Annotated in this window: 19 protein-coding genes; 3 read left to right on the top strand and 16 right to left on the bottom strand. The window is 47.9% G+C overall.

The features are described 5' to 3' along the window. Window positions 1–467: 467 nt before the first annotated feature. From BMY75_RS08770 to BMY75_RS08740, 7 genes are all read right to left on the bottom strand, one after another. Window positions 468–4,088, bottom strand: a complete 3,621-nt coding sequence (locus BMY75_RS08770) for a response regulator (protein WP_074832722.1) — start codon at window positions 4,086–4,088, stop codon at window positions 468–470. 275 nt (window positions 4,089–4,363) lie between these two features. Beyond that, window positions 4,364–4,918 (bottom strand): DUF6935 domain-containing protein, encoded by a 555-nt coding sequence (locus BMY75_RS08765; protein ID WP_074832718.1) that lies wholly within the window; start codon window positions 4,916–4,918, stop codon window positions 4,364–4,366. 19 nt (window positions 4,919–4,937) lie between these two features. After that, complete coding sequence (locus tag BMY75_RS08760) at window positions 4,938–6,287, bottom strand: M48 family metallopeptidase (RefSeq protein WP_074832715.1); 1,350 nt, start codon at window positions 6,285–6,287, stop codon at window positions 4,938–4,940. Between the two features lie 249 nt (window positions 6,288–6,536). After that, window positions 6,537–7,205, bottom strand: coding sequence for a CPBP family intramembrane glutamic endopeptidase (locus BMY75_RS08755; protein WP_074832710.1), 669 nt, complete (start codon window positions 7,203–7,205; stop codon window positions 6,537–6,539). 136 nt (window positions 7,206–7,341) lie between these two features. Further along, window positions 7,342–7,938 carry a manganese catalase family protein gene (locus tag BMY75_RS08750; RefSeq protein ID WP_074832705.1) on the bottom strand — a complete coding sequence of 199 codons (597 nt, stop codon included), beginning with the start codon at window positions 7,936–7,938 and terminating at the stop codon, window positions 7,342–7,344. After that, window positions 7,938–8,201, bottom strand: a complete 264-nt coding sequence (locus BMY75_RS08745; RefSeq protein WP_074832701.1) for a spore coat protein CotJB — start codon at window positions 8,199–8,201, stop codon at window positions 7,938–7,940. Before BMY75_RS08745 ends, BMY75_RS08750 begins: the two co-directional genes overlap by 1 nt. Beyond that, window positions 8,185–8,433, bottom strand: coding sequence for a spore coat associated protein CotJA (locus BMY75_RS08740; protein WP_074832698.1), 249 nt, complete (start codon window positions 8,431–8,433; stop codon window positions 8,185–8,187). Before BMY75_RS08740 ends, BMY75_RS08745 begins: the two co-directional genes overlap by 17 nt. A 176-nt stretch (window positions 8,434–8,609) precedes the next feature. On the opposite strand from BMY75_RS08740, the gene BMY75_RS08735 reads away from it, so the two are divergent. The 3 genes from BMY75_RS08735 to BMY75_RS08725 are packed head-to-tail and all read left to right on the top strand — an operon-like array spanning window position 8,610 to window position 10,076. Next, complete coding sequence (locus tag BMY75_RS08735; RefSeq protein WP_074832695.1) at window positions 8,610–8,996, top strand: STAS domain-containing protein; 387 nt, start codon at window positions 8,610–8,612, stop codon at window positions 8,994–8,996. A 4-nt stretch (window positions 8,997–9,000) separates the two neighbouring features. Continuing rightward, entirely contained in the window at window positions 9,001–9,423 is a 423-nt protein-coding gene (gene spoIIAB / locus BMY75_RS08730; protein WP_074832966.1) for an anti-sigma F factor, read from the top strand. Further along, window positions 9,420–10,076, top strand: coding sequence for a sigma-70 family RNA polymerase sigma factor (locus tag BMY75_RS08725; protein WP_074832692.1), 657 nt, complete (start codon window positions 9,420–9,422; stop codon window positions 10,074–10,076). The genes spoIIAB and BMY75_RS08725 overlap by 4 nt, the downstream gene beginning before the upstream one ends. A 66-nt stretch (window positions 10,077–10,142) precedes the next feature. Here BMY75_RS08725 and BMY75_RS08720 read toward each other — a convergent pair whose 3' ends face one another. From BMY75_RS08720 to BMY75_RS08675, 9 genes are all read right to left on the bottom strand, one after another. Continuing rightward, window positions 10,143–10,847 (bottom strand): ABC-2 transporter permease, encoded by a 705-nt coding sequence (locus BMY75_RS08720; protein WP_170844277.1) that lies wholly within the window; start codon window positions 10,845–10,847, stop codon window positions 10,143–10,145. 1 nt (window position 10,848) lies between these two features. Next, window positions 10,849–11,496, bottom strand: a complete 648-nt coding sequence (locus BMY75_RS08715) for an ABC-2 transporter permease (RefSeq protein WP_074832687.1) — start codon at window positions 11,494–11,496, stop codon at window positions 10,849–10,851. A 22-nt stretch (window positions 11,497–11,518) separates the two neighbouring features. Next, window positions 11,519–12,139, bottom strand: coding sequence for an ABC-2 transporter permease (locus tag BMY75_RS08710; protein WP_074832684.1), 621 nt, complete (start codon window positions 12,137–12,139; stop codon window positions 11,519–11,521). Then, window positions 12,139–12,984: an ABC transporter ATP-binding protein gene (locus BMY75_RS08705; protein ID WP_074832679.1), complete on the bottom strand. Its 846-nt coding sequence runs from the start codon at window positions 12,982–12,984 to the stop codon at window positions 12,139–12,141. Before BMY75_RS08705 ends, BMY75_RS08710 begins: the two co-directional genes overlap by 1 nt. 3 nt (window positions 12,985–12,987) lie before the next feature. Next, complete coding sequence (locus BMY75_RS08700; RefSeq protein ID WP_074832675.1) at window positions 12,988–13,362, bottom strand: GntR family transcriptional regulator; 375 nt, start codon at window positions 13,360–13,362, stop codon at window positions 12,988–12,990. 34 nt (window positions 13,363–13,396) lie between these two features. After that, on the bottom strand, window positions 13,397–13,636 hold the full coding sequence (locus BMY75_RS08695) for a GntR family transcriptional regulator (RefSeq protein WP_074832673.1): 240 nt from the start codon (window positions 13,634–13,636) through the stop codon (window positions 13,397–13,399). Between the two features lie 206 nt (window positions 13,637–13,842). After that, on the bottom strand, window positions 13,843–14,028 hold the full coding sequence (locus tag BMY75_RS08690; protein ID WP_074832670.1) for a hypothetical protein: 186 nt from the start codon (window positions 14,026–14,028) through the stop codon (window positions 13,843–13,845). A 50-nt stretch (window positions 14,029–14,078) separates the two neighbouring features. Continuing rightward, entirely contained in the window at window positions 14,079–14,258 is a 180-nt protein-coding gene (locus tag BMY75_RS08685) for a hypothetical protein (protein ID WP_074832667.1), read from the bottom strand. A gap of 845 nt (window positions 14,259–15,103) precedes the next feature. Further along, window positions 15,104–17,464 (bottom strand): ATP-dependent Clp protease ATP-binding subunit, encoded by a 2,361-nt coding sequence (locus BMY75_RS08675; RefSeq protein ID WP_170844276.1) that lies wholly within the window; start codon window positions 17,462–17,464, stop codon window positions 15,104–15,106. Window positions 17,465–17,478 lie beyond the last annotated feature (14 nt).

The raw sequence follows: 17,478 nt of genomic DNA, 5'->3' as shown, positions 1-17,478 counted from the left end.
CAATCTTAATCGAGAGAGCAATTTGCGCAATTCATAATTATTGGCAGGGCGGAAACGTAGCCGGGCTTAGGATAAGAGTGCCGCACTCTGTTGCATTCAGATATAGATATCTGTCCGATGGCGTTATCAGTCCCAAAATCAGGACTTTATTTGTGTAGTCGGATATTTGTTGTGTACGCTAGTATGCGAGTTTTCGCCCCTCGTTCCTCGGGGCGAGCTGTCAAATAACAGCGAATGCGACAATATATTTACGCAAACATAAAGAGCGTGGACGTTTGAATTGTCCACGCTCATATTGTTGTTATTGCCGCGCCCTATTTGGTCGGTAGTTTGCTTTCCTCTTATGGTTTGCTAGGCATTATTGCTTTGCGCCTTGATGCGAGGGCTCTGCCCTCGCGCTCCCGCAAGCTTTTCGCGAAAAGCTTGACCAAAAGCTCTCTTCCTTGGCAGTTTCCGCAGGATTGCTATTACCGCCCCAGCCTTTTCCTGATATCTGCCGTTATCCTAGCAAGCTCCGCCAATGTCCCCTCAATATCGGGCACTTCCTCCGAGTTCCCGCGGTAGTACATCTCACCTACATAAGCCATCTCGCCCAGATCCTCCGCGCCTATCGTCCTTGCCGCGCCTTTCAGCGAATGGAGTTTTATCATGGCATTTTCTTTATCGTTCTCCGCCGTGAACTTCCGTATGCTTTCGGCATACTCCTCCGCCGAATCTGCAAAAGCTTCAAGTGTAAGTTTATAGTTGTCCTCACCGCCGCAGTGCTTTATGCCTGTCTCCGCATCGAGACCATCAATGCCGCCAAAGCCCTTATCCGCCAGAGCATTCTCCCCTGCCGCAAGTTCTTCTATCTTCGCACTTCCCTGCCATATCTCATTGGTGAAGCCCTGTTCGTTCATGATATAGTCGTGGTCATCGTCGATCATCTGTATCATTGCCGCCGCAATGTCGGGGTCGAACTGCGTTCCGCTGCATCTGATGAACTCGTTTCTGACTTTCTGCTGCGCCATAGGCTGAGAGTACGTTCTCGTTGAGGTCATAGCATCATAGCAGTCAGCCGCGCAGATTATACGCGCCGCCTCGGGGATATCCTTGCCTTTCAGACCGTCAGGATATCCGCTGCCGTCATATTTCTCGTGGTGCGATCTTGCACCCGTAGCCAATCCCGGCATCTCGGTTATGGAAGAAAGTATCTCACTGCCGATGACGGTATGCCGTTTTATCTGCATGAATTCCTCGTCTGTCAGCCGCGAGGTCTTGTTCAGTATATCCTCGCTTACGCCTATTTTACCGATATCGTGCATAAGTCCCATGCGGAATATCTGCTGCTGATCTGCCTCGCTTTTTCCAAGTCTTCTTGCTATCTCAGCCGAATATATAGCCACACGGTTTGAGTGACCGTTGGTGTAATGATCCTTGGCATCGACGGTCTTCGCCAGAGCCATCATCATCTCCAGAGAAAGCCTTTCGCTCCTTATCTGCTGTCTGTCTACCTCGCTCTTCAGTCCCGATTGCAGCTGATAGAGTTCAACAGCGCGCTTTGTTCTCTGTATCAGCACCTCAGGTGAGAACGGCTTCTTCACATAATCCGCCGCGCCGTTCTTGAATCCTGTGCTTTCCGCTTCGGCGCTGTCCTCGCCTGTCACGAAAATAACAGGTATGTCCCGCACCTCGGGGTCTTCTTTCAGCCTGCTGAGTACTTCAAAGCCGTTCATTCCCGCAAGGCTTATATCCAGCAGAACAGCATCTGGCATCTTGCTCTTTGTAAGAGATATCGCCTCTTCGCCCGTACCGCAGGTGATCACATCAAATGACTTATCCAGAATATTCTTCGCTGTTGTCCTGATGACCTGATCGTCATCCACCACCAGCACCTGGGGCGCAGTGCTTATCCTGCGCCCCTCGGGGACAGTCTGATTTTCCAGCTTTTCATCAGGCAGCATACCTGCCATCATCTTCTCCAGACGTTCACCGTCGATGGGTTTTGAAAGATAATCGTTGAACCCCGCTTCGATGTAAGTTTCACGGGCACCCGATACCGCATTTGCCGTCAGCGCCACGCACAGAGCATTCTCTCTGCCCTCCATCGCCCTAAGCCTTTTCAGTGTCTCGATACCGTCCATATCGGGCATCATGTGGTCTATAAAGTAGATATCATAGGCATTCAGCGCCGCAAGTCTCAGGGCTTCCGCACCCGATGAAGCCGTATCTATACCCACCATGGTCTTTTTCAACAGACCCTTGAACACCGTCAGGTTCATGTTGTTGTCGTCCACGACAAGCACTCTTGCTGTTGGCGCATGGAAAAGCTCTCTGTAAATATGCACTCCCTTGCCAACAGTCGAGAACCTCTTGGAGAAATCTCCGATAGGCTGCCATTTCATGACTTTCTGCTCCACCTCAAAGGAGAACACCGAGCCCTTGCCGTAAACACTGCTGACTTCCAGCTTGCTGTTCATCAGGTCGAGAAGCTGTCTTGTGATGCTCATTCCAAGTCCTGTTCCCTCAATAGAACGGTTCCTGCCCTCCTCGATTCGGGAGAACGGCGAAAACAGCTTATCAATATCTTCCTGCTTGATGCCCATACCCGTATCGCTCACGGTGAATTTCAGCTTTATGCTGTCCTTGCTGACTTTCTCATAGCCAACCTCGAAATGCACACTTCCCTTTTCGGTATACTTCACAGCATTTGTCAGCAGATTCAGTGCACATTGCTTGACTCTTATCTCATCGCCTACAAGCAGATGAGGTATCTCACTGTCTACATTCACATCGAATCTCAGACCCTTTTTGTCAGCCCTTGGACGTACCATATTCACAAGGTCGTTTATTGCTGAACCAAGCTCGTACTGTGTCAGTATCAGCTCCATCTTGCCCTGCTCGACCTTTGAGAAATCCAGTATGTCATTTATCAGCGAAAGCAGTGTTCTTCCCGCATTCCTGATATCCTCTGCATAGCCGATTATCTGACGTTCCTTGCTCTCACGGAGTATCATCTCGTCCATACCCAGCACAGCATTTATAGGCGTTCTTATCTCATGGGACATATTTGCCAGAAATGCCGATTTTGCACGGTTTGCTTTATCAGCTATCTGCCTCTGCTCCCGCAGATGCTCCATGTAGTTGTAGTGCTCGGTATCATCGATCAGCCTATACAGGCTTCCGAAGTTCTCGCCCTCATAGTCCAGAGATTCGATGCATGGAGTGTATATGCGCTCATCGATGGTTATGACATCTTCATCTTCTATCGCCTGCTCGATTATATCCAGCGTTTCATCAGGCTTCTCCACCAGCTGAGGATACAGGGTCTTCGCAGGTTCGTTGAAATACCTTACCCTGCCCTCGGTATCCACCGCGATAAGTCCCTCGGAAAGCTTATCGACTACGTATTCCCTTGTCAGTTCAAGGGTATCCAGCAGGTCGTACTTGAATATCGCTATGTACATTATCACGGTGCTGACAGAATATCCCAGCACGGTTATATTGTATCCGTGGGTTATACCCGAAAGATATATGATATAGCAGATTACCTCCACCACTATTGAAGCCGCTATATACCACAGCCTTTTCAGGTTCTTTTTGTTCTTCTCCCTGTATATAGTCTTAAAAAGTATCATCAGACCGTAAAATATATAGCTTATCAGGAACAGAGTGTACACATGATGCCAAGGTCCCTGATCATAGGTCAGGTGCGGGTGAACTCCGTTCTTTGTAAATCCAAGATTGCGGTAATACAGATGATGCCAGTCATTTGTCATCACCGCCACATAGGTCAGACCGTGAAAAGCCCCCAGTAACAGCATGGTGTTCTTTTTCGTCCTCACACCGCACAATTCCACCAGAAATATCAGCAGTGAAAAAGGTATCCACACTGTACCCACATACGAAAGCTTCTGCGCCGTCATCGCTTCATCATAGTTGTCAGAAAGCATTACCTGCAGCATTCCCGCATTGTTTACCATGGTAGCCGCACAGTTAAGCAGCAGATATCCGTGTATCCTGCTTTTCCAGTTCCTGAATATATAAGCGCTCTCAAACAGCAGACCAAATATACTGATATACTGTATAGCAAGCACAAGAGCATACATCCGACGTCACCCCTTTTAGCAATATTTTGCCGTCCCCGCTCCCCCGCGAACAAGAACATTATCCCAACTTAATTATACAACACACTGACCTTAATGTCAACGACCGAAAAACAGGCACTTCCGTGCTCCGAAAGTGCCATTTTCCACGCATCTGCGCCCCGACAGCCCACTGTCTTTAACCATAGACCGTACTGCTTACTGCAAAAAATATTTCGTGAACGACCCCCGCATCCCACCGCGGAAGATCAATATTTACAGCATTTACCAACTATACATCATGCCCAGGGGTTTGTTGACTCGGGCGGACGTATCCCCGCCAGCAAAAACTGCTCCCACAGATACCACTTGCCGTCCTTTGCCAGTCTCAGCTGTATTGGACGAGGGCTGTCTGCGCCGCCGGACTGCAAGTACAGCTTAGCATAGCCGCTGTCCTGATAGGAATAAGGGTTCTCGCTTACCCTGACGGTATAAGGCTGTGCAGGTTTGTAGTCATTACCGGGCACTGCACCGCTGAAATAGCTTCTCGGCACATAATCCGCATCTCTGAATCTGTCTGCAAGGAACTGCTGTTCATAGGTCGAAAGAGGCTGAGGTCCCTTGAGGAAATTCAGCATCTGTATGCAGGCGTCCTTGTCCTGAGGATAGAAGCACAGGGCAAGTACTGTCAGCGCCGCGGTTTTGAACGGATCGTCCATCGCCGCTTGTGGAAGTGCTGTGAACTCCGCAAAATTATCGGGGAGTTTAGCAAATACCACATCTACCGTTTTATTGCCCGAACTCTGCTGTGTATTCTGCGCAGGGGGCGCACCTATGTTGTCAAAAAGACCCATTTTTCAAACCTCCTTATTATCAGCCCTGAGCCATCACATGATATCTTATGGATATCGGCGCGTTCAGCTTGAACCATGTGTTCTTGTCGAACCTGTCCATATGGTCGATGGAGATATGCGCTATGCTGTATTCCTTGATAAGGAATTTCACCTTGATATCGGGCTGTTCGCTTACTGAAATATTTGTAAATCCGAGAGCTCTCAGTTCATCGATGACTGCGCGGTAATCTCTGCCGCTGTAACCCACGCTGGAATAAGGCACACAAGCCTCACCGGGATGGGCGGCTTTTTCTTCATCGGCTGAAAGCGGCATATAAGCCGTTATCAGCCATGGAGTATCAGCAGGGAGCCATTCGCCCTTTTTGATATCCGTCTTGCCGTTGGCGGTTATGGAGATTATGCCGTTAACAGGCATACCCGCTTTTTGCTCGGTGGAGCGTACTATGGTAACATTTGTGAAACCCGAGGCTTTAAGAGCATTGGCGGTCTCAACAGCGTCTTTCTTTATGTAAGTGTTTATATTTTCGTTTATGGGCACACTGCCGTGGGCGGAACTTCCCTTCTCCTCTTCATCGAGATACTGCACGATACTTTGGAATTCCTTAGTCTTGCACCACTCATTGCACTCGTAGGCACGCACAGCGTTCAGTGGGTGGCTTCTGGTGGAGAACATCATGAATTCTAGGGTCTTATTGAATGCCGAGCCGCTCACAAGGTCGCGGTACTCCTTAGCCTGTTCAAGAAAAGCTTCGGGGTTCGCCTGTACGGGAGAATCCTTTTCACAGCCCGCCAGCCTCATGCATACTTCAACAACGCTCTTGCTTGAACCTCCGCAGACCGCAGCCGCTCTGTCAGCCGAGAATTCACTGCATCTCATCCAGTAGTAGAAAGCCATCTGCAAAGGCGCGGTTATCACAGGTGATAGTCCCAGAATTCCTGCCGAGCCGCCGAGTATCAACCTGCCCATGGTGGAATACAGCACATGATGACAGGCGATATGTCCGCACTCATGCGCCAGCACCGAGGGTATAAGCTCATGGGGCAGTGAAGCCACCAGACCTGTGGTCATTACGATGAAAGGTTCATTTTCGCCAGAAGTATAGGCATTTGGGTACGGGTCGGTGGTCATGAAAAGCTCAGGCACTTTTATGCCCAGACGTTTGCATATGGGTTTGAGCATCTCGTAGTACTCGGGCATCTGGTTCTCGCTTATCCTCACCAGAGTAGACATATTCATCAGCTTGAACTGCTTTTCGTTCCATATCTTCATGAATCCTTTCAGCAGCGGAGTAAAGCCGGGTATGGCTTTAAGTGCATTCAGCGCCGTGCGGTCGGATTCGTGGATAAAAAGGTCGGGATTTACAGACATTTTTGTCACCTCATATTTCTTTAGTCTTTTTGTTTTTTACATAGTGTACAACAGACTGCTTAATTTTCATTGTCCGCTGTTAACACCTTTAGATTATTATAGCACATCACAACAAAATATGCAATAGTTATTAATAAAATTTGTTTATTGTGTTTCGAGAATTTACTCTGCAAACGGGATGGAATTAAAACAAATATCAATATAAAATATGCCCCCGAGCGTTTCAAACACTCGGGGGCATTTAGATCATTATGTCATACTGCATAACAGATCCCAGTATGCGTGCAATATTATCGGCACGATGATACTGCGGGTCTTTACAAATGACCAGCTGAATATCAGGCTGAGGATTATCAGCTGAACAAAGGCAAAACTGCTCATGTATGTGACAAATAGGTTCTGACGGCACCAGACAGGGAAATGTATCATGAGAAACATCACCGCGTTGCCTGAAAATACCAGCCATGGTTCGCGGTCTTTCAGCGCTGTATTCAAAAGTGTTCCGCGGAAAACCAGTTCTTCCGATATACCAACGAAGATCACCTCAATGGCAGCTTCTGCATTAAAGGAGGGGTTGATAGCTATCGTTTTGTTCTGAATAAAGGTCGGCAGAAACATCCACACAGAAAATAACAGCATGAACCCCAATAATGTAAGGTAGGTATCTGCCTTTTTGGCATCGCCCAGTATCTCGCTTTTTTTGATATACATGGAATCACTGTTCCTAAGTATCAGTATAATTGCAGGCAAAGTCCAGAACACTGTTTTACAGCACATCTCCTTGATGACTTTTATGGAGACAGGCAGTGTATGTGCTTGCAGTTTCGGCACGATGACCAGTTCAAAGACCGCCCACAGCGCATACAGCACAAGGTAAAAGATCAAAGCGGTTATCCGCATTTTTTTGTTTTCTTTCATTTTCGTTCCTCCGGATCATGTTCTACGATATTTACAATTATACCACATCATATCTGTGCCGTCAATAGAAAAGCCATAGTACTGCTGACAATACATCAGAAATACTATGGCTGTAAATGTCTATATCAGAGATCTGTCACTTATCAAATGACGGATTGAAAGCATAGAAATTCTTGCTGTCCAGCTTATCCGTAACTAAGCGCAGGCATTCACCGAAGCGCTGATAGTGGACTATCTCCCTCTCACGCAGGAACTTTATGGGGTCACGCACATCGGGGTCATCTGTCAGGCGCAGGATATTATCGTAGGTTGTGCGGGCTTTCTGTTCAGCCGCCATATCCTCATTGAGGTCGGTTATGGGGTCGCCCTTGCTCTGGAAATAATCTGCCGAGAAAGGCACACCCGAAGCCGCCACGGGGTAGATGCCTGTGGTGTGATCGACAAAGTAGGTGTCAAAACCGCTTTCCTTTATCTCCTTCATGGAAAGACCGCGGGTCAGCTGGTAGAGTATGGCGCTTATCATCTCCATATGGGCGAGTTCCTCGGTTCCGATATCCGTCAGCATAGCCTGAACTTCTCTGCACGGGGCGGAGTATCTCTGATTCAGATACCTCAGGGATGCGCCCAATTCTCCATCGGGACCGCCAAGCTGAGATATTATGACCTTAGCCAGCGCAGGGTTCGGATCTTTGATATTTACGGGATACTGCAATTTCTTCTCATACATCCACATCAGTTCTCACCTCTCTCCCAGGGAAAAGGCTTTGCTACCCATTCCCATTTCTTGGTACCCTCTGACTGCACAGCCGTCAGGGGACCGTATTTCTCGTTGTATTCTTTTTCCAGCTTCTCTTTTTCAGCCTTGTGTTTTCTGAAATATTCCAGACCCATCTTGCATGTGGGGTGGCTGTCAAGGTAGAGATTAGCTTCCGCCAAAGCGAAACAGCTCTGCTGTATACGCCGCAGAAGCTTCTGCTTGTCATTCAGTACGGGCATTCTTCACAGCCTCCTCTCCTATGAAAGGTTTGTCAAGACAGGGAAAAGCCGTGCCGCGGGAAAGTGCAGTGTCATCTTCATAAGGATCTTCCCAGGGCTGAAAGGGCACATATGCCATGGCAAATGCAAGGTTTTTCGGAAGTGTCCCGCCTGCGACAGCGCAGCTTGCCGCATCGGGAACACCGTCATTATCAAATATCCTCTCCAGGATATCCTTCTCGGTATTTTCCATTTACATCTCCTCCGTTTCTTATCAAAAGGGACTTCTCAGCCCCTCCGATGTCATATTATGCCGAATGTCTTATCCGTGACACTCCCCGCTTTTGACAAATTTCCCGCCCGCGCCGTGCTATCATGATGATACCGACAGCCCCCACCGCGGCTGAAAAATAAAGGAGGACAGTTAAATTGATAAGAATTTTGACCACAGGCGGCGTGACCCTTGCGGAGCTTTCGGGCGACCTCGACCACCATACCGCAAGGCTCATGCGCACTGATATAGACCGTGAATTAGCCGAAAAACGCCCCCGCCGACTTGTCATCGACTTTTCGTCCGTCACATTCATGGACAGCTCGGGCATAGGGCTTATAATGGGCAGATACAGGATAATGAACGACCAGGGGGGCGAAGTCATCGTCGCCAGACCGCCTGCCTACATAAAAAAAGTGCTTCGCCTTGCAGGGGTGGACAGGCTCGCACCCATAACCGATGACCTGCGCGGTCTTATACCCAAAGATATTTTCAAAGAAAAGGAGGCTGAGAAAATTGAGCAGACCGCCCCTCAGACCACTTAACGAAATGACACTGACATTCCCCGCCCTGTCGGAAAACGAGCGCTTTGCCCGCCTTGCCGTCAGCGGATTTCTCTCGGTGCTTGACCCTAATATCTCGGAGTTATCGGATATAAAGACAGCAGTTTCCGAAGCAGTCACCAACGCCATAGTTCACGGCTACCGTGATACAGCAGGCGAAGTTATGATGCAGGTGCGCATCTTCAAGGATTCCCGCATAAGTATAAAGATACAGGATAAAGGCTGTGGGATACCCGATGTGGAACAGGCTATGACCCCGCTGTACACCACCTCCCCCGAGGAAGACCGCGCGGGTCTCGGCTTTACCATCATGGAAACTTTTATGGAAAAGATCAAAGTAAAAAGCAAGCCCGGCAAAGGCACGACAGTAATACTCGAGCGCACCGTGCAGGGTAAAAAACGCCTATGAGCCGCGAGGAGAGCCATCTTCCCGAGGACAACCTCGGGCTTGTACACCTTTGCGCCAACCGTTTCCGCGGGCGTGGGATAGAGTACGATGACCTTTACAGTGCGGGATGCATGGGGCTTGTAAAAGCTTCAAAAGCCTTTGATGAAAGCCGCGGAGTTAAGTTCTCCACCTACGCAGTACCCGTTATACTCGGGGAGATAAAGCGGCTTTTCCGCGACGGCGGAACGGTAAAAGTCTCCAGAAGCCTGAAAGAACTTTCCATGAAAATTACCCGCACCACCCAGTCTTTCATACACAAAAACGGCAGGGAGCCCACCGTATCCGAACTCTCGGAACTCCTAACCGCCGACCCAGAGGATATCATCGCCGCCCTGAATTCCTCTCAGCCCGCCCTCAGCCTTACCATGGGTGATGAGGACGGCGATTCCCAGACAGACCTGCCGGTTGACCCGCCAGATGAGGAGATCACCGATAAACTGGCACTAAGGCAAGTCCTGGCGGAACTTTCAGCCGAGGACAGAAAGCTGATACACCTGCGCTACTTCAAAGGCTTGACCCAGACCAAAGCCGCAGGGATACTCGGTATGACACAGGTGCAGGTATCCCGTCGGGAGAAAAAGCTCCTGACCTATATGCGTACAAAGCTTATTTAAAGCACCAACCATATTTTTTTTCAAAGCAAAAAGACTGCTGCGTAAGGCAACAGTCTTTTTGTATTGTTATTCATCTCTCTTAGAATACTCTTTCACCGACACCCTGAAAGCCAGAACATATAATACCGCCAGAACTGCAATTATGACTGCACAGACAGACACAGGCATCGATAAATGCACAGCCTTGTCTACTGTTGAACTGTGTCCGCTTTCGTCCGACATACTCGTAATGCTAGTCATTGAAAGTACTACTGAACTTGACATTAATATCGTTGCGAAAATACTGTAAAATAACTGTACTTTCTGATAACCGAACTTGAAACACAGCGGATAGTATGTCAGTACAGGCACCGATACGTAGAATAGATTCACAACTGTAACAAATGCCGCCTGACCTGCAAATCCCTCGCTGAACGAACCGTGTATCAGCCCGCCGATAATCATTCCCAGCGGCAGGAACACCAATTCAAAAACAGCTATCATAACAGGCGGCATAAATCTTGCCAGTACAATATCATGCTCCGAATATGGCATCGACTTTTTGAACGTGCCTATGCACTTCATGCCGTCATAGGCAAATGACGATGCCATAAGCATCACGCCCATTCCGCCGAATATCGATAAAAAACCGATACTTGCCTCTCCTGTTGCCGCTACCATGAAAACATTACTCAGCAGACCGCATATCACCATTACGCTCACAGCGATGAACATTCCTCTCATCGTGTACCATTCGCTGAGAAACAGTCCTTTGATCTTATTACTTGCCATATCATGCATCCTTCTTCCTGAACAGGAGTATGGATACTCCCCAAGATATCAAGAACAATACTATCGACAGGCACATGAATACAAATCCGCCGCCAAATATCCCGCCGTCCTGTACACTGTCCATTATCATCATGTTCGAGCCACCCATGAATCCGCCCAGCAGCGCACCTATCAATACCCTTAAACCGCCTACGGTATTATAGAACTTGAAGTTTACAGGCATGAATATTATCGAAGGCATGAGCCCCATGCCAATACCGCCGAAAAGCATTTTAACTGCGTTCAGCACATTTTCACTGTCCATTTGTCCGCTAATCAGCAGACATGATATCATCACATCACCCGTCACGATCAGTGTGATAAAAGTAATTATCAGCGCCATTATGTACTTCGAGCTGACTATCTGATTGCGGGTGTAGGGCATGGTCAGTACACCGATGTGCCATTTGCTCTGCACCTCCTGATTGATGATAGATGCAGGCATCAGCCCCATCATCATGAATATCATGCCCACGGGAAAACCTGCCAGCTTCTGCCCTTTCAGCACTGTTCCGATTATCATCACCGCATAAAAAGCCAAAGGCACTATAAAAAATAACTTGCAGGTGTTGCATATGCTGTATTTTTCCTTTACCAAAAGACCTTTCATCGTCTTCACCCTCTTTTGTTTTCTAACATATTTCTGTTTTCCTGAATATCCTTACCGATATCATATAGGATACCGCCATCATCACCAGCGTTGCCGCAAACATCACAGCCGCCGTGCCCACGGAAAAATCGATCTTGTCTCTGAAAATAAATGCCAGAGCTGTGATCGCACATAAGATCATCATCGAAAACCCCATTACGGTGTTCGCCCTTTTGAAGAAGTATATCAGCGGCAGGCTTGCCGATGGAATGACCAGTGCAGTCACCATGAACATTATTGCGGTGGTCAATAATCCACTCATCGGTACCGAACCTATCATAGCGCCTATACCAAGTATCAGCGATACCATCAGGCATCCTGCCAGACTCACGATCAAGTTCAGCAGATATCTTGCGCCGATCATTTTTTCCTTTGATATGGGTGTAAATGCCAGCGTCTTTTCGTAGCCCGTGCGGTGATCGTCAGCTATGACCATCAGCGGCAGTAAACAAAAGGTCGCTGCAATGGCAGGACCTAACGCAGGGTAAAATTTTCCTGAAGCCCCCGTCATGATCGCACACATTAACGTTAAATATAAAGGATATGCAAACACCGGCCAGCTTTGGCGGATAAACAACATATCCTTTACCAAAAGACCTCTCATCAGGCTATCTCCTTTATCATAAATACAAACAGTTCCTCAATAGTCACAGGGCTGAGATTCATGCCCGCAGGAACACCGTCACGCTTAACTAAAGCCTGTACACCGTACTTGCCCGACTTTTTGCCCCTTATGGCATCGGGGTCAAGCTCACTTAGATCATCCTCGGTACAGCTGAGTATCGCATACTCCTCTAAAAGAATATCCTTTTCCTCGTTCAGCAGTACCCTGCCCTTGTGTATGAATGATATGTAATCGCAGAGCTTCTCCAGATCGCTTACGATGTGTGAGGATATCAGTATGGAATGTTTCTCATCTCTAGTGAACTCATAGAATATATCCGTCACCTCGTCCCTGATAACAGGGTCAAGACCGTTGGTAGCCTCGTCCAGTACCAGCAGTTTTGCGTTGTGGGAAAGTGCTATGGCTATGCCCATCTTCATCTTCATGCCGCGGGAAAAATCCTTGAACTTCTTGTTCTTCGGCAGTCCGAACTTGTCCATATAGCCCTCAAATACCGCCTCGTCCCAGTTTCTGAAAGTACACTTCATCACTGAGTTTATCTGCTTGTACTTGAAAGTATCGGGTATACCCACATCGTCAAGGACTACGCCCACATCTTCCTTGATGTCCGCCAGCTCCTTGTCGGCATCTCTGCCGAGGATGGTTATACTGCCCTGGTTCTTGTGTATTATACCCAGCAGGCATTTTATCATCGTGGATTTGCCTGCGCCGTTTTCACCTATGAGACCCAGTATACATCCCCCGGGTAGAGTAAGGTCAACACTGTCCAGCTTAAAATCCTTGTACTCCTTTACAAGACCCCTGATCTCTATCGCATTCTCCATTTGTTACTCCTCCTCCGAGATGTATTCAAACATCTCAATTATCTCTTGTTTTGAAAGCCCGCAGCTTGCCGCCAGCTTTCCTATCTCAGCCATCAGCTCTTCTATCTTTCGCAGATTGGCTTCTCTTATAAGCTCCACATTTTTGGGCGCAACAAAACAGCCCTTGGCGGCTATGGTGTATATAAAGCCCTCACGCTCCAGTTCGTCATAAGCGCGTTTTGTGGTGACCACGCTTATCTTCAAGTCCTTCGCGAGATTTCGTATCGAGGGCAAAGCCTCGTCCTCTTTCAGCGCTCCGCTGATTATCTGACTTTTTATCTGATTGAATATCTGGTCATATATCGGCGCACCGCTTTTGTTATCAATAAATATGTTCATCAGTCCACCCCTGTCATACGCGGGTATATCCGCATCATTTTTTTACCCTGACTATAAATCGTCCGTTTCTCTGCTCTGCAATACCTTTCCCGCAAAGCAGAGCATAAGCTTTTGCAGTGGTCATACGGCTTATCTGTAATCTGTCCGCCATATCCTTTACTGCGGGCAGCTCATCACCCGCTTTAAGTTCCCCCTCAGCAATTAGCCTTTCTATCTGACTTATTATCTGCTCTGTTATGGTCAGATGGCTCTGCGCATCTATCTCTATATTCATTTTCTGCCTCTTTCCGTTTTGCTGTGTCCTATCTTTCATTCCGTCCGCCGAAGATATGTTTTTTATCTATGTTATCCCCGCCGAACTTCAAACTTTTACCTCTGACCGTCCCACTCGCCCTGCAAAAATACCGTTCACACGAACCATCTCCCCGCAAGCAACCTGACCGCCAGCCATTCCCGACAACTTTCAGACTGTCACCACTGCTAGTGATCTTTCTTCACACGGATAACTCTGTTAGCGATACCTGCCAGCACACATATCATCACCGTGCCCACCGTGAAAATCACACCTGCCGCCGCCATTCCGCGGGAGAAAAATATCACCGCCATCAGCGTATCAAAAAGTATAACGCTCCATATGGAATCCAGTATCTTTTCTGTCTTTTTCATTTTTGCTGTCTCCTTAGTTTTGTTCCCTTGTCTTTCTCTTTTCGCAGGAATTATCTGTTCTTTTCTTTCCTGCTCTTTGCGATATCACCCAAGCCTATCGCCATAAATGTTATAGCCAAAGGCATCATGCCGTCCATCATCAGCCACATCAGACCTATCGCCAAAAATGCCGCGCCCTCGGACTCTCTGTTCTTCGGCTTGCTCTCGAACATCTTTCTCAGCTTTGTCATATCGACCGCTCCTTTCTGTTATCTCGCTTTTGTTGTCTGTGTTTTTCTGTCTTTTCCGTTTTGCTGTGTCCTGTCTTTCGTTCAGGTTTCAGATATCTCCCGCAGGCTTTTTTATTATTTCGCCGCCCTAAAGATACCAAAAACTGTACTCACTGTTCATTAAGTTTGAACTGTATGTATACAGTATACACAGTTTGCACAGATTTGTCAACACGTCGGCGTTTTCTTTGTATATCAGCACAATTACTTGTCAATTTGCGGTGTTCAAATTAAGTATTTTCCACAAACAAACATTCAAAATCGCTTCCCAACTGTATATATCACCCCACGAACTGTATACACCATAACCCAACTGTATATACACAGTAAATTATTCCCCCACAAACAAAACAGCCCACGAAACATCATTCGTGGGCCATTCTGCGGTAAAACTATTTATAGGAGATAGCGAAAACATATCAACTCTTGTACTCTTTCTTTATCTTGTGTATATAATAACACCCTCGGCTAAATTTTACCTTAAATATTTTCTGATTCTCCGAAATTTTTCGCAGCAGTTTTACACCAACTTATCGCCCACAAACAAAACAGCCCGCGAACATCATTCGCGGGTCATTCTGCGGTAAAACTTTTATAGGAGAGGGTGAAAATATCATTAGCTCTTGTACTCTTTCTTTATCTTGTCTATATGATAACATCCCCGGCTAAATTTTACCTTAAACTATTTTTATTTTTCAAAAAAAATTTTTATCTCGCCAAAAAACGCACTTATTGGTTCGTTTCGCCGGCAAAAAAACACCCCGCGGAAGATATCTCTCCTGCGGGGCGATCTAAGTTTCTGATTATTATTCGGATTTAGCCAGCTTTACACTGCTGTCCTTGTCGGTAGTAACGGTAAGCTTGTCGCCGTCTGCACCGACTTTCACAAGTCCGATACAGCCCTCGCCGTTCTCCACGATGACTTCTGCGATCTTGTCCTCGACTTCTGCCCTTATCACGCGGCGGATATCTCTTGCACCCAGCTTTTTGCCGTGGCTCTTCTCCGCGATAAGCTTCAGAGCGTCTTCGGTGTATTCCAGCTTGATAGCCTTTTCCGAAAGGGGAACTCTCATCTCGTTCAGCATAAGCGCTGCGATCTTCTCGTAGTGCTCCTTGCTCAGTGCGTTGAACATAACTATCTCGTCCACACGTCCCAGGAACTCGGGTTTCAGGAACTCTCTCAGAGCCTTCATAGCCTTGTTCTCAGCTATCTCGGTGTCAGTCTTGTTGAAGCCCACACCTGTATCCTTGTCAGCCGCACCTGCGTTTGAAGTCATAACGATGACAGTATTTTCAAAGGATACGCTCCTGCCCTGAGAATCGTTCAGCTTGCCCTCGTCAAGTATCTGGAGCAGTAAATTCATAACATCGGGGTGAGCCTTTTCTATCTCATCGAAAAGCACCACGCTGTAAGGTCTGCGCCTTACCTTTTCCGTCAGCTGACCTGCCTCGTCGTAACCCACATATCCGGGAGGCGAGCCGATAAGCTTGGATACGCTGTACTTCTCCATATACTCCGACATATCTATCCTGATAAGTGGCTCGGTGGCATCAAACATGGATTCGCCCAGCACCTTTACAAGCTCGGTCTTGCCCACGCCTGTAGGTCCTACGAATATGAAAGATGCAGGTCTGCGTCTCTTGTCCAGCTGAACTCTCGTCCTCTTGATAGCCTTAGCCACCTTGTCAACAGCCTCGTCCTGACCGATTATGCGCTTGGACATCTCATCTCTCAGGTTGCGTATCTTCTCGAACTCGCTCTCTGCTATCTTGTTGGCAGGTATACCAGTCCACAGCTCGATGACCTTGGATATATCCTCGTCAGTAACGTATACTTCGTTCAGCTTATTCTCCAGATCTTCTATCTGCTTGGTCAGGCGGCTTATCTCGCTCTTCTCCTTGGCGATGCTCTCAAAGTCGGGCTCGTCTTTTTGCTCGTAGGTGTCGATAAGAGCCTTGTGCTCTTCAAGCTCGCCCTTAGCCTTATCGTACTCAGCTATCTCGGGAGTGCGTATGCTTGTGCAGGCGCAGGCTTCGTCCAGCAGGTCGATAGCCTTGTCGGGCAGGAATCTGTCGTTGATATATCTCTCGGAAAGTATGGCGCACTTTCTCAGGCTCTCCTTTGAAACGTGAACTCTGTGATACTCCTCGTAGTACTTGCTAATGCCTTCCAGAACGCTTACAGTTTCCTCAACAGTAGGCTCACCTACCGTCACAGGCTGAAAACGTCTTTCAAGTGCAGAATCCTTCTCGATGTACTTGCGGTACTCCGAAAAAGTAGTGGCACCGATGACCTGTATCTCACCTCTTGAAAGGCTGGGTTTCAGTATATTAGCCGCATTCATGCTGCCCTCGGAATCGCCTGTGCCTACCAGTGTATGCACCTCATCGATGAACAGTATGATATTGCCCTCAGCCTTGACTTCTTCCACAAGACCCTTGCATCTGCTCTCGAACTGTCCGCGGAACTGTGTGCCTGCTACCAGAGAAGTAAGGTCAAGCAGGTATATCTCCTTGCCCAGCAGATGGAAAGGCACATCGCCTGCAACTATCTTCTGGGCGATACCCTCAGCGATGGCGGTCTTGCCGACACCGGGTTCACCTATCAGGCAGGGATTGTTCTTCTGTCTTCTGGAAAGTATATGCTCAACTCTGGATATCTCCCTGTCTCTGCCGATGATGTTGTCAAGCTCGCCGTCACGGGCTTTCTTGGTCAGATTGGTGCAGTAGTTATTCAGGAATTTAAGCTTTTTGCCGTTCTTTCCTCTGGGCTCTTTCTCAACCTGCTCGGAAGACTTTCTCTTGGGTGCTGCATCGGGCATTATGCTGCCGAAGCCCTCACCGCCTGTCAGGTTTTTCTCCAGACTGTCAGCCATATTCTTTATACCGCCGAAAAGGTTCGACAGTATATCGGGCATGGTGCCGCTTCCGCCGGGCTCGAAGTCCGAGCCGTCGTCCAGCTCATCAAATGTGTTGTTCATTGCCTCAATTTCCTCATCGGATATACCCATCTTCTTGATGTAGTCCTCCACCTGAGGTATCTTCAGTTCTCTCGCACAGCTAAGGCACAGACCCTCGTTCTTCATCGCCTTGGTAGGGTCATTGGGGTTTGCAGATGATACGAATACCACCGCAGGCCTTTTGCCGCACCTTGAACACTTTATCATATCTATCTCCTTTC

It is taken from the genome of Hominimerdicola alba (assembly GCF_900109655.1).
Taxonomy (GTDB): Bacteria; Bacillota; Clostridia; order Oscillospirales; family Ruminococcaceae; genus Hominimerdicola; species Hominimerdicola alba_B.
Note: the sequence above shows the minus strand (reverse complement) of the source record. Positions and strands in the feature narration are given on the sequence as shown.

Excerpts from the sequence above, each read along its gene's own strand:
- BMY75_RS08770 (WP_074832722.1), bottom strand. The coding sequence starts at position 4,088 with ATGTATGCTCTTGTGCTTGCTATACAGTATATCAGTATATTTGGTCTG.
- BMY75_RS08765 (WP_074832718.1), bottom strand. The coding sequence starts at position 4,918 with ATGGGTCTTTTTGACAACATAGGTGCGCCCCCTGCGCAGAATACACAG.
- BMY75_RS08760 (WP_074832715.1), bottom strand. The coding sequence starts at position 6,287 with ATGTCTGTAAATCCCGACCTTTTTATCCACGAATCCGACCGCACGGCG.
- BMY75_RS08755 (WP_074832710.1), bottom strand. The coding sequence starts at position 7,205 with ATGAAAGAAAACAAAAAAATGCGGATAACCGCTTTGATCTTTTACCTT.
- BMY75_RS08750 (WP_074832705.1), bottom strand. The coding sequence starts at position 7,938 with ATGTGGATGTATGAGAAGAAATTGCAGTATCCCGTAAATATCAAAGAT.
- BMY75_RS08745 (WP_074832701.1), bottom strand. The coding sequence starts at position 8,201 with ATGCCCGTACTGAATGACAAGCAGAAGCTTCTGCGGCGTATACAGCAG.
- BMY75_RS08740 (WP_074832698.1), bottom strand. The coding sequence starts at position 8,433 with ATGGAAAATACCGAGAAGGATATCCTGGAGAGGATATTTGATAATGAC.
- spoIIAB (WP_074832966.1), top strand. The coding sequence starts at position 9,001 with ATGACACTGACATTCCCCGCCCTGTCGGAAAACGAGCGCTTTGCCCGC.
- BMY75_RS08725 (WP_074832692.1), top strand. The coding sequence starts at position 9,420 with ATGAGCCGCGAGGAGAGCCATCTTCCCGAGGACAACCTCGGGCTTGTA.
- BMY75_RS08720 (WP_170844277.1), bottom strand. The coding sequence starts at position 10,847 with ATGGCAAGTAATAAGATCAAAGGACTGTTTCTCAGCGAATGGTACACG.
- BMY75_RS08715 (WP_074832687.1), bottom strand. The coding sequence starts at position 11,496 with ATGAAAGGTCTTTTGGTAAAGGAAAAATACAGCATATGCAACACCTGC.
- BMY75_RS08710 (WP_074832684.1), bottom strand. The coding sequence starts at position 12,139 with ATGAGAGGTCTTTTGGTAAAGGATATGTTGTTTATCCGCCAAAGCTGG.
- BMY75_RS08705 (WP_074832679.1), bottom strand. The coding sequence starts at position 12,984 with ATGGAGAATGCGATAGAGATCAGGGGTCTTGTAAAGGAGTACAAGGAT.
- BMY75_RS08700 (WP_074832675.1), bottom strand. The coding sequence starts at position 13,362 with ATGAACATATTTATTGATAACAAAAGCGGTGCGCCGATATATGACCAG.
- BMY75_RS08695 (WP_074832673.1), bottom strand. The coding sequence starts at position 13,636 with ATGAATATAGAGATAGATGCGCAGAGCCATCTGACCATAACAGAGCAG.
- BMY75_RS08690 (WP_074832670.1), bottom strand. The coding sequence starts at position 14,028 with ATGAAAAAGACAGAAAAGATACTGGATTCCATATGGAGCGTTATACTT.
- BMY75_RS08685 (WP_074832667.1), bottom strand. The coding sequence starts at position 14,258 with ATGACAAAGCTGAGAAAGATGTTCGAGAGCAAGCCGAAGAACAGAGAG.
- BMY75_RS08675 (WP_170844276.1), bottom strand. The coding sequence starts at position 17,464 with ATGATAAAGTGTTCAAGGTGCGGCAAAAGGCCTGCGGTGGTATTCGTA.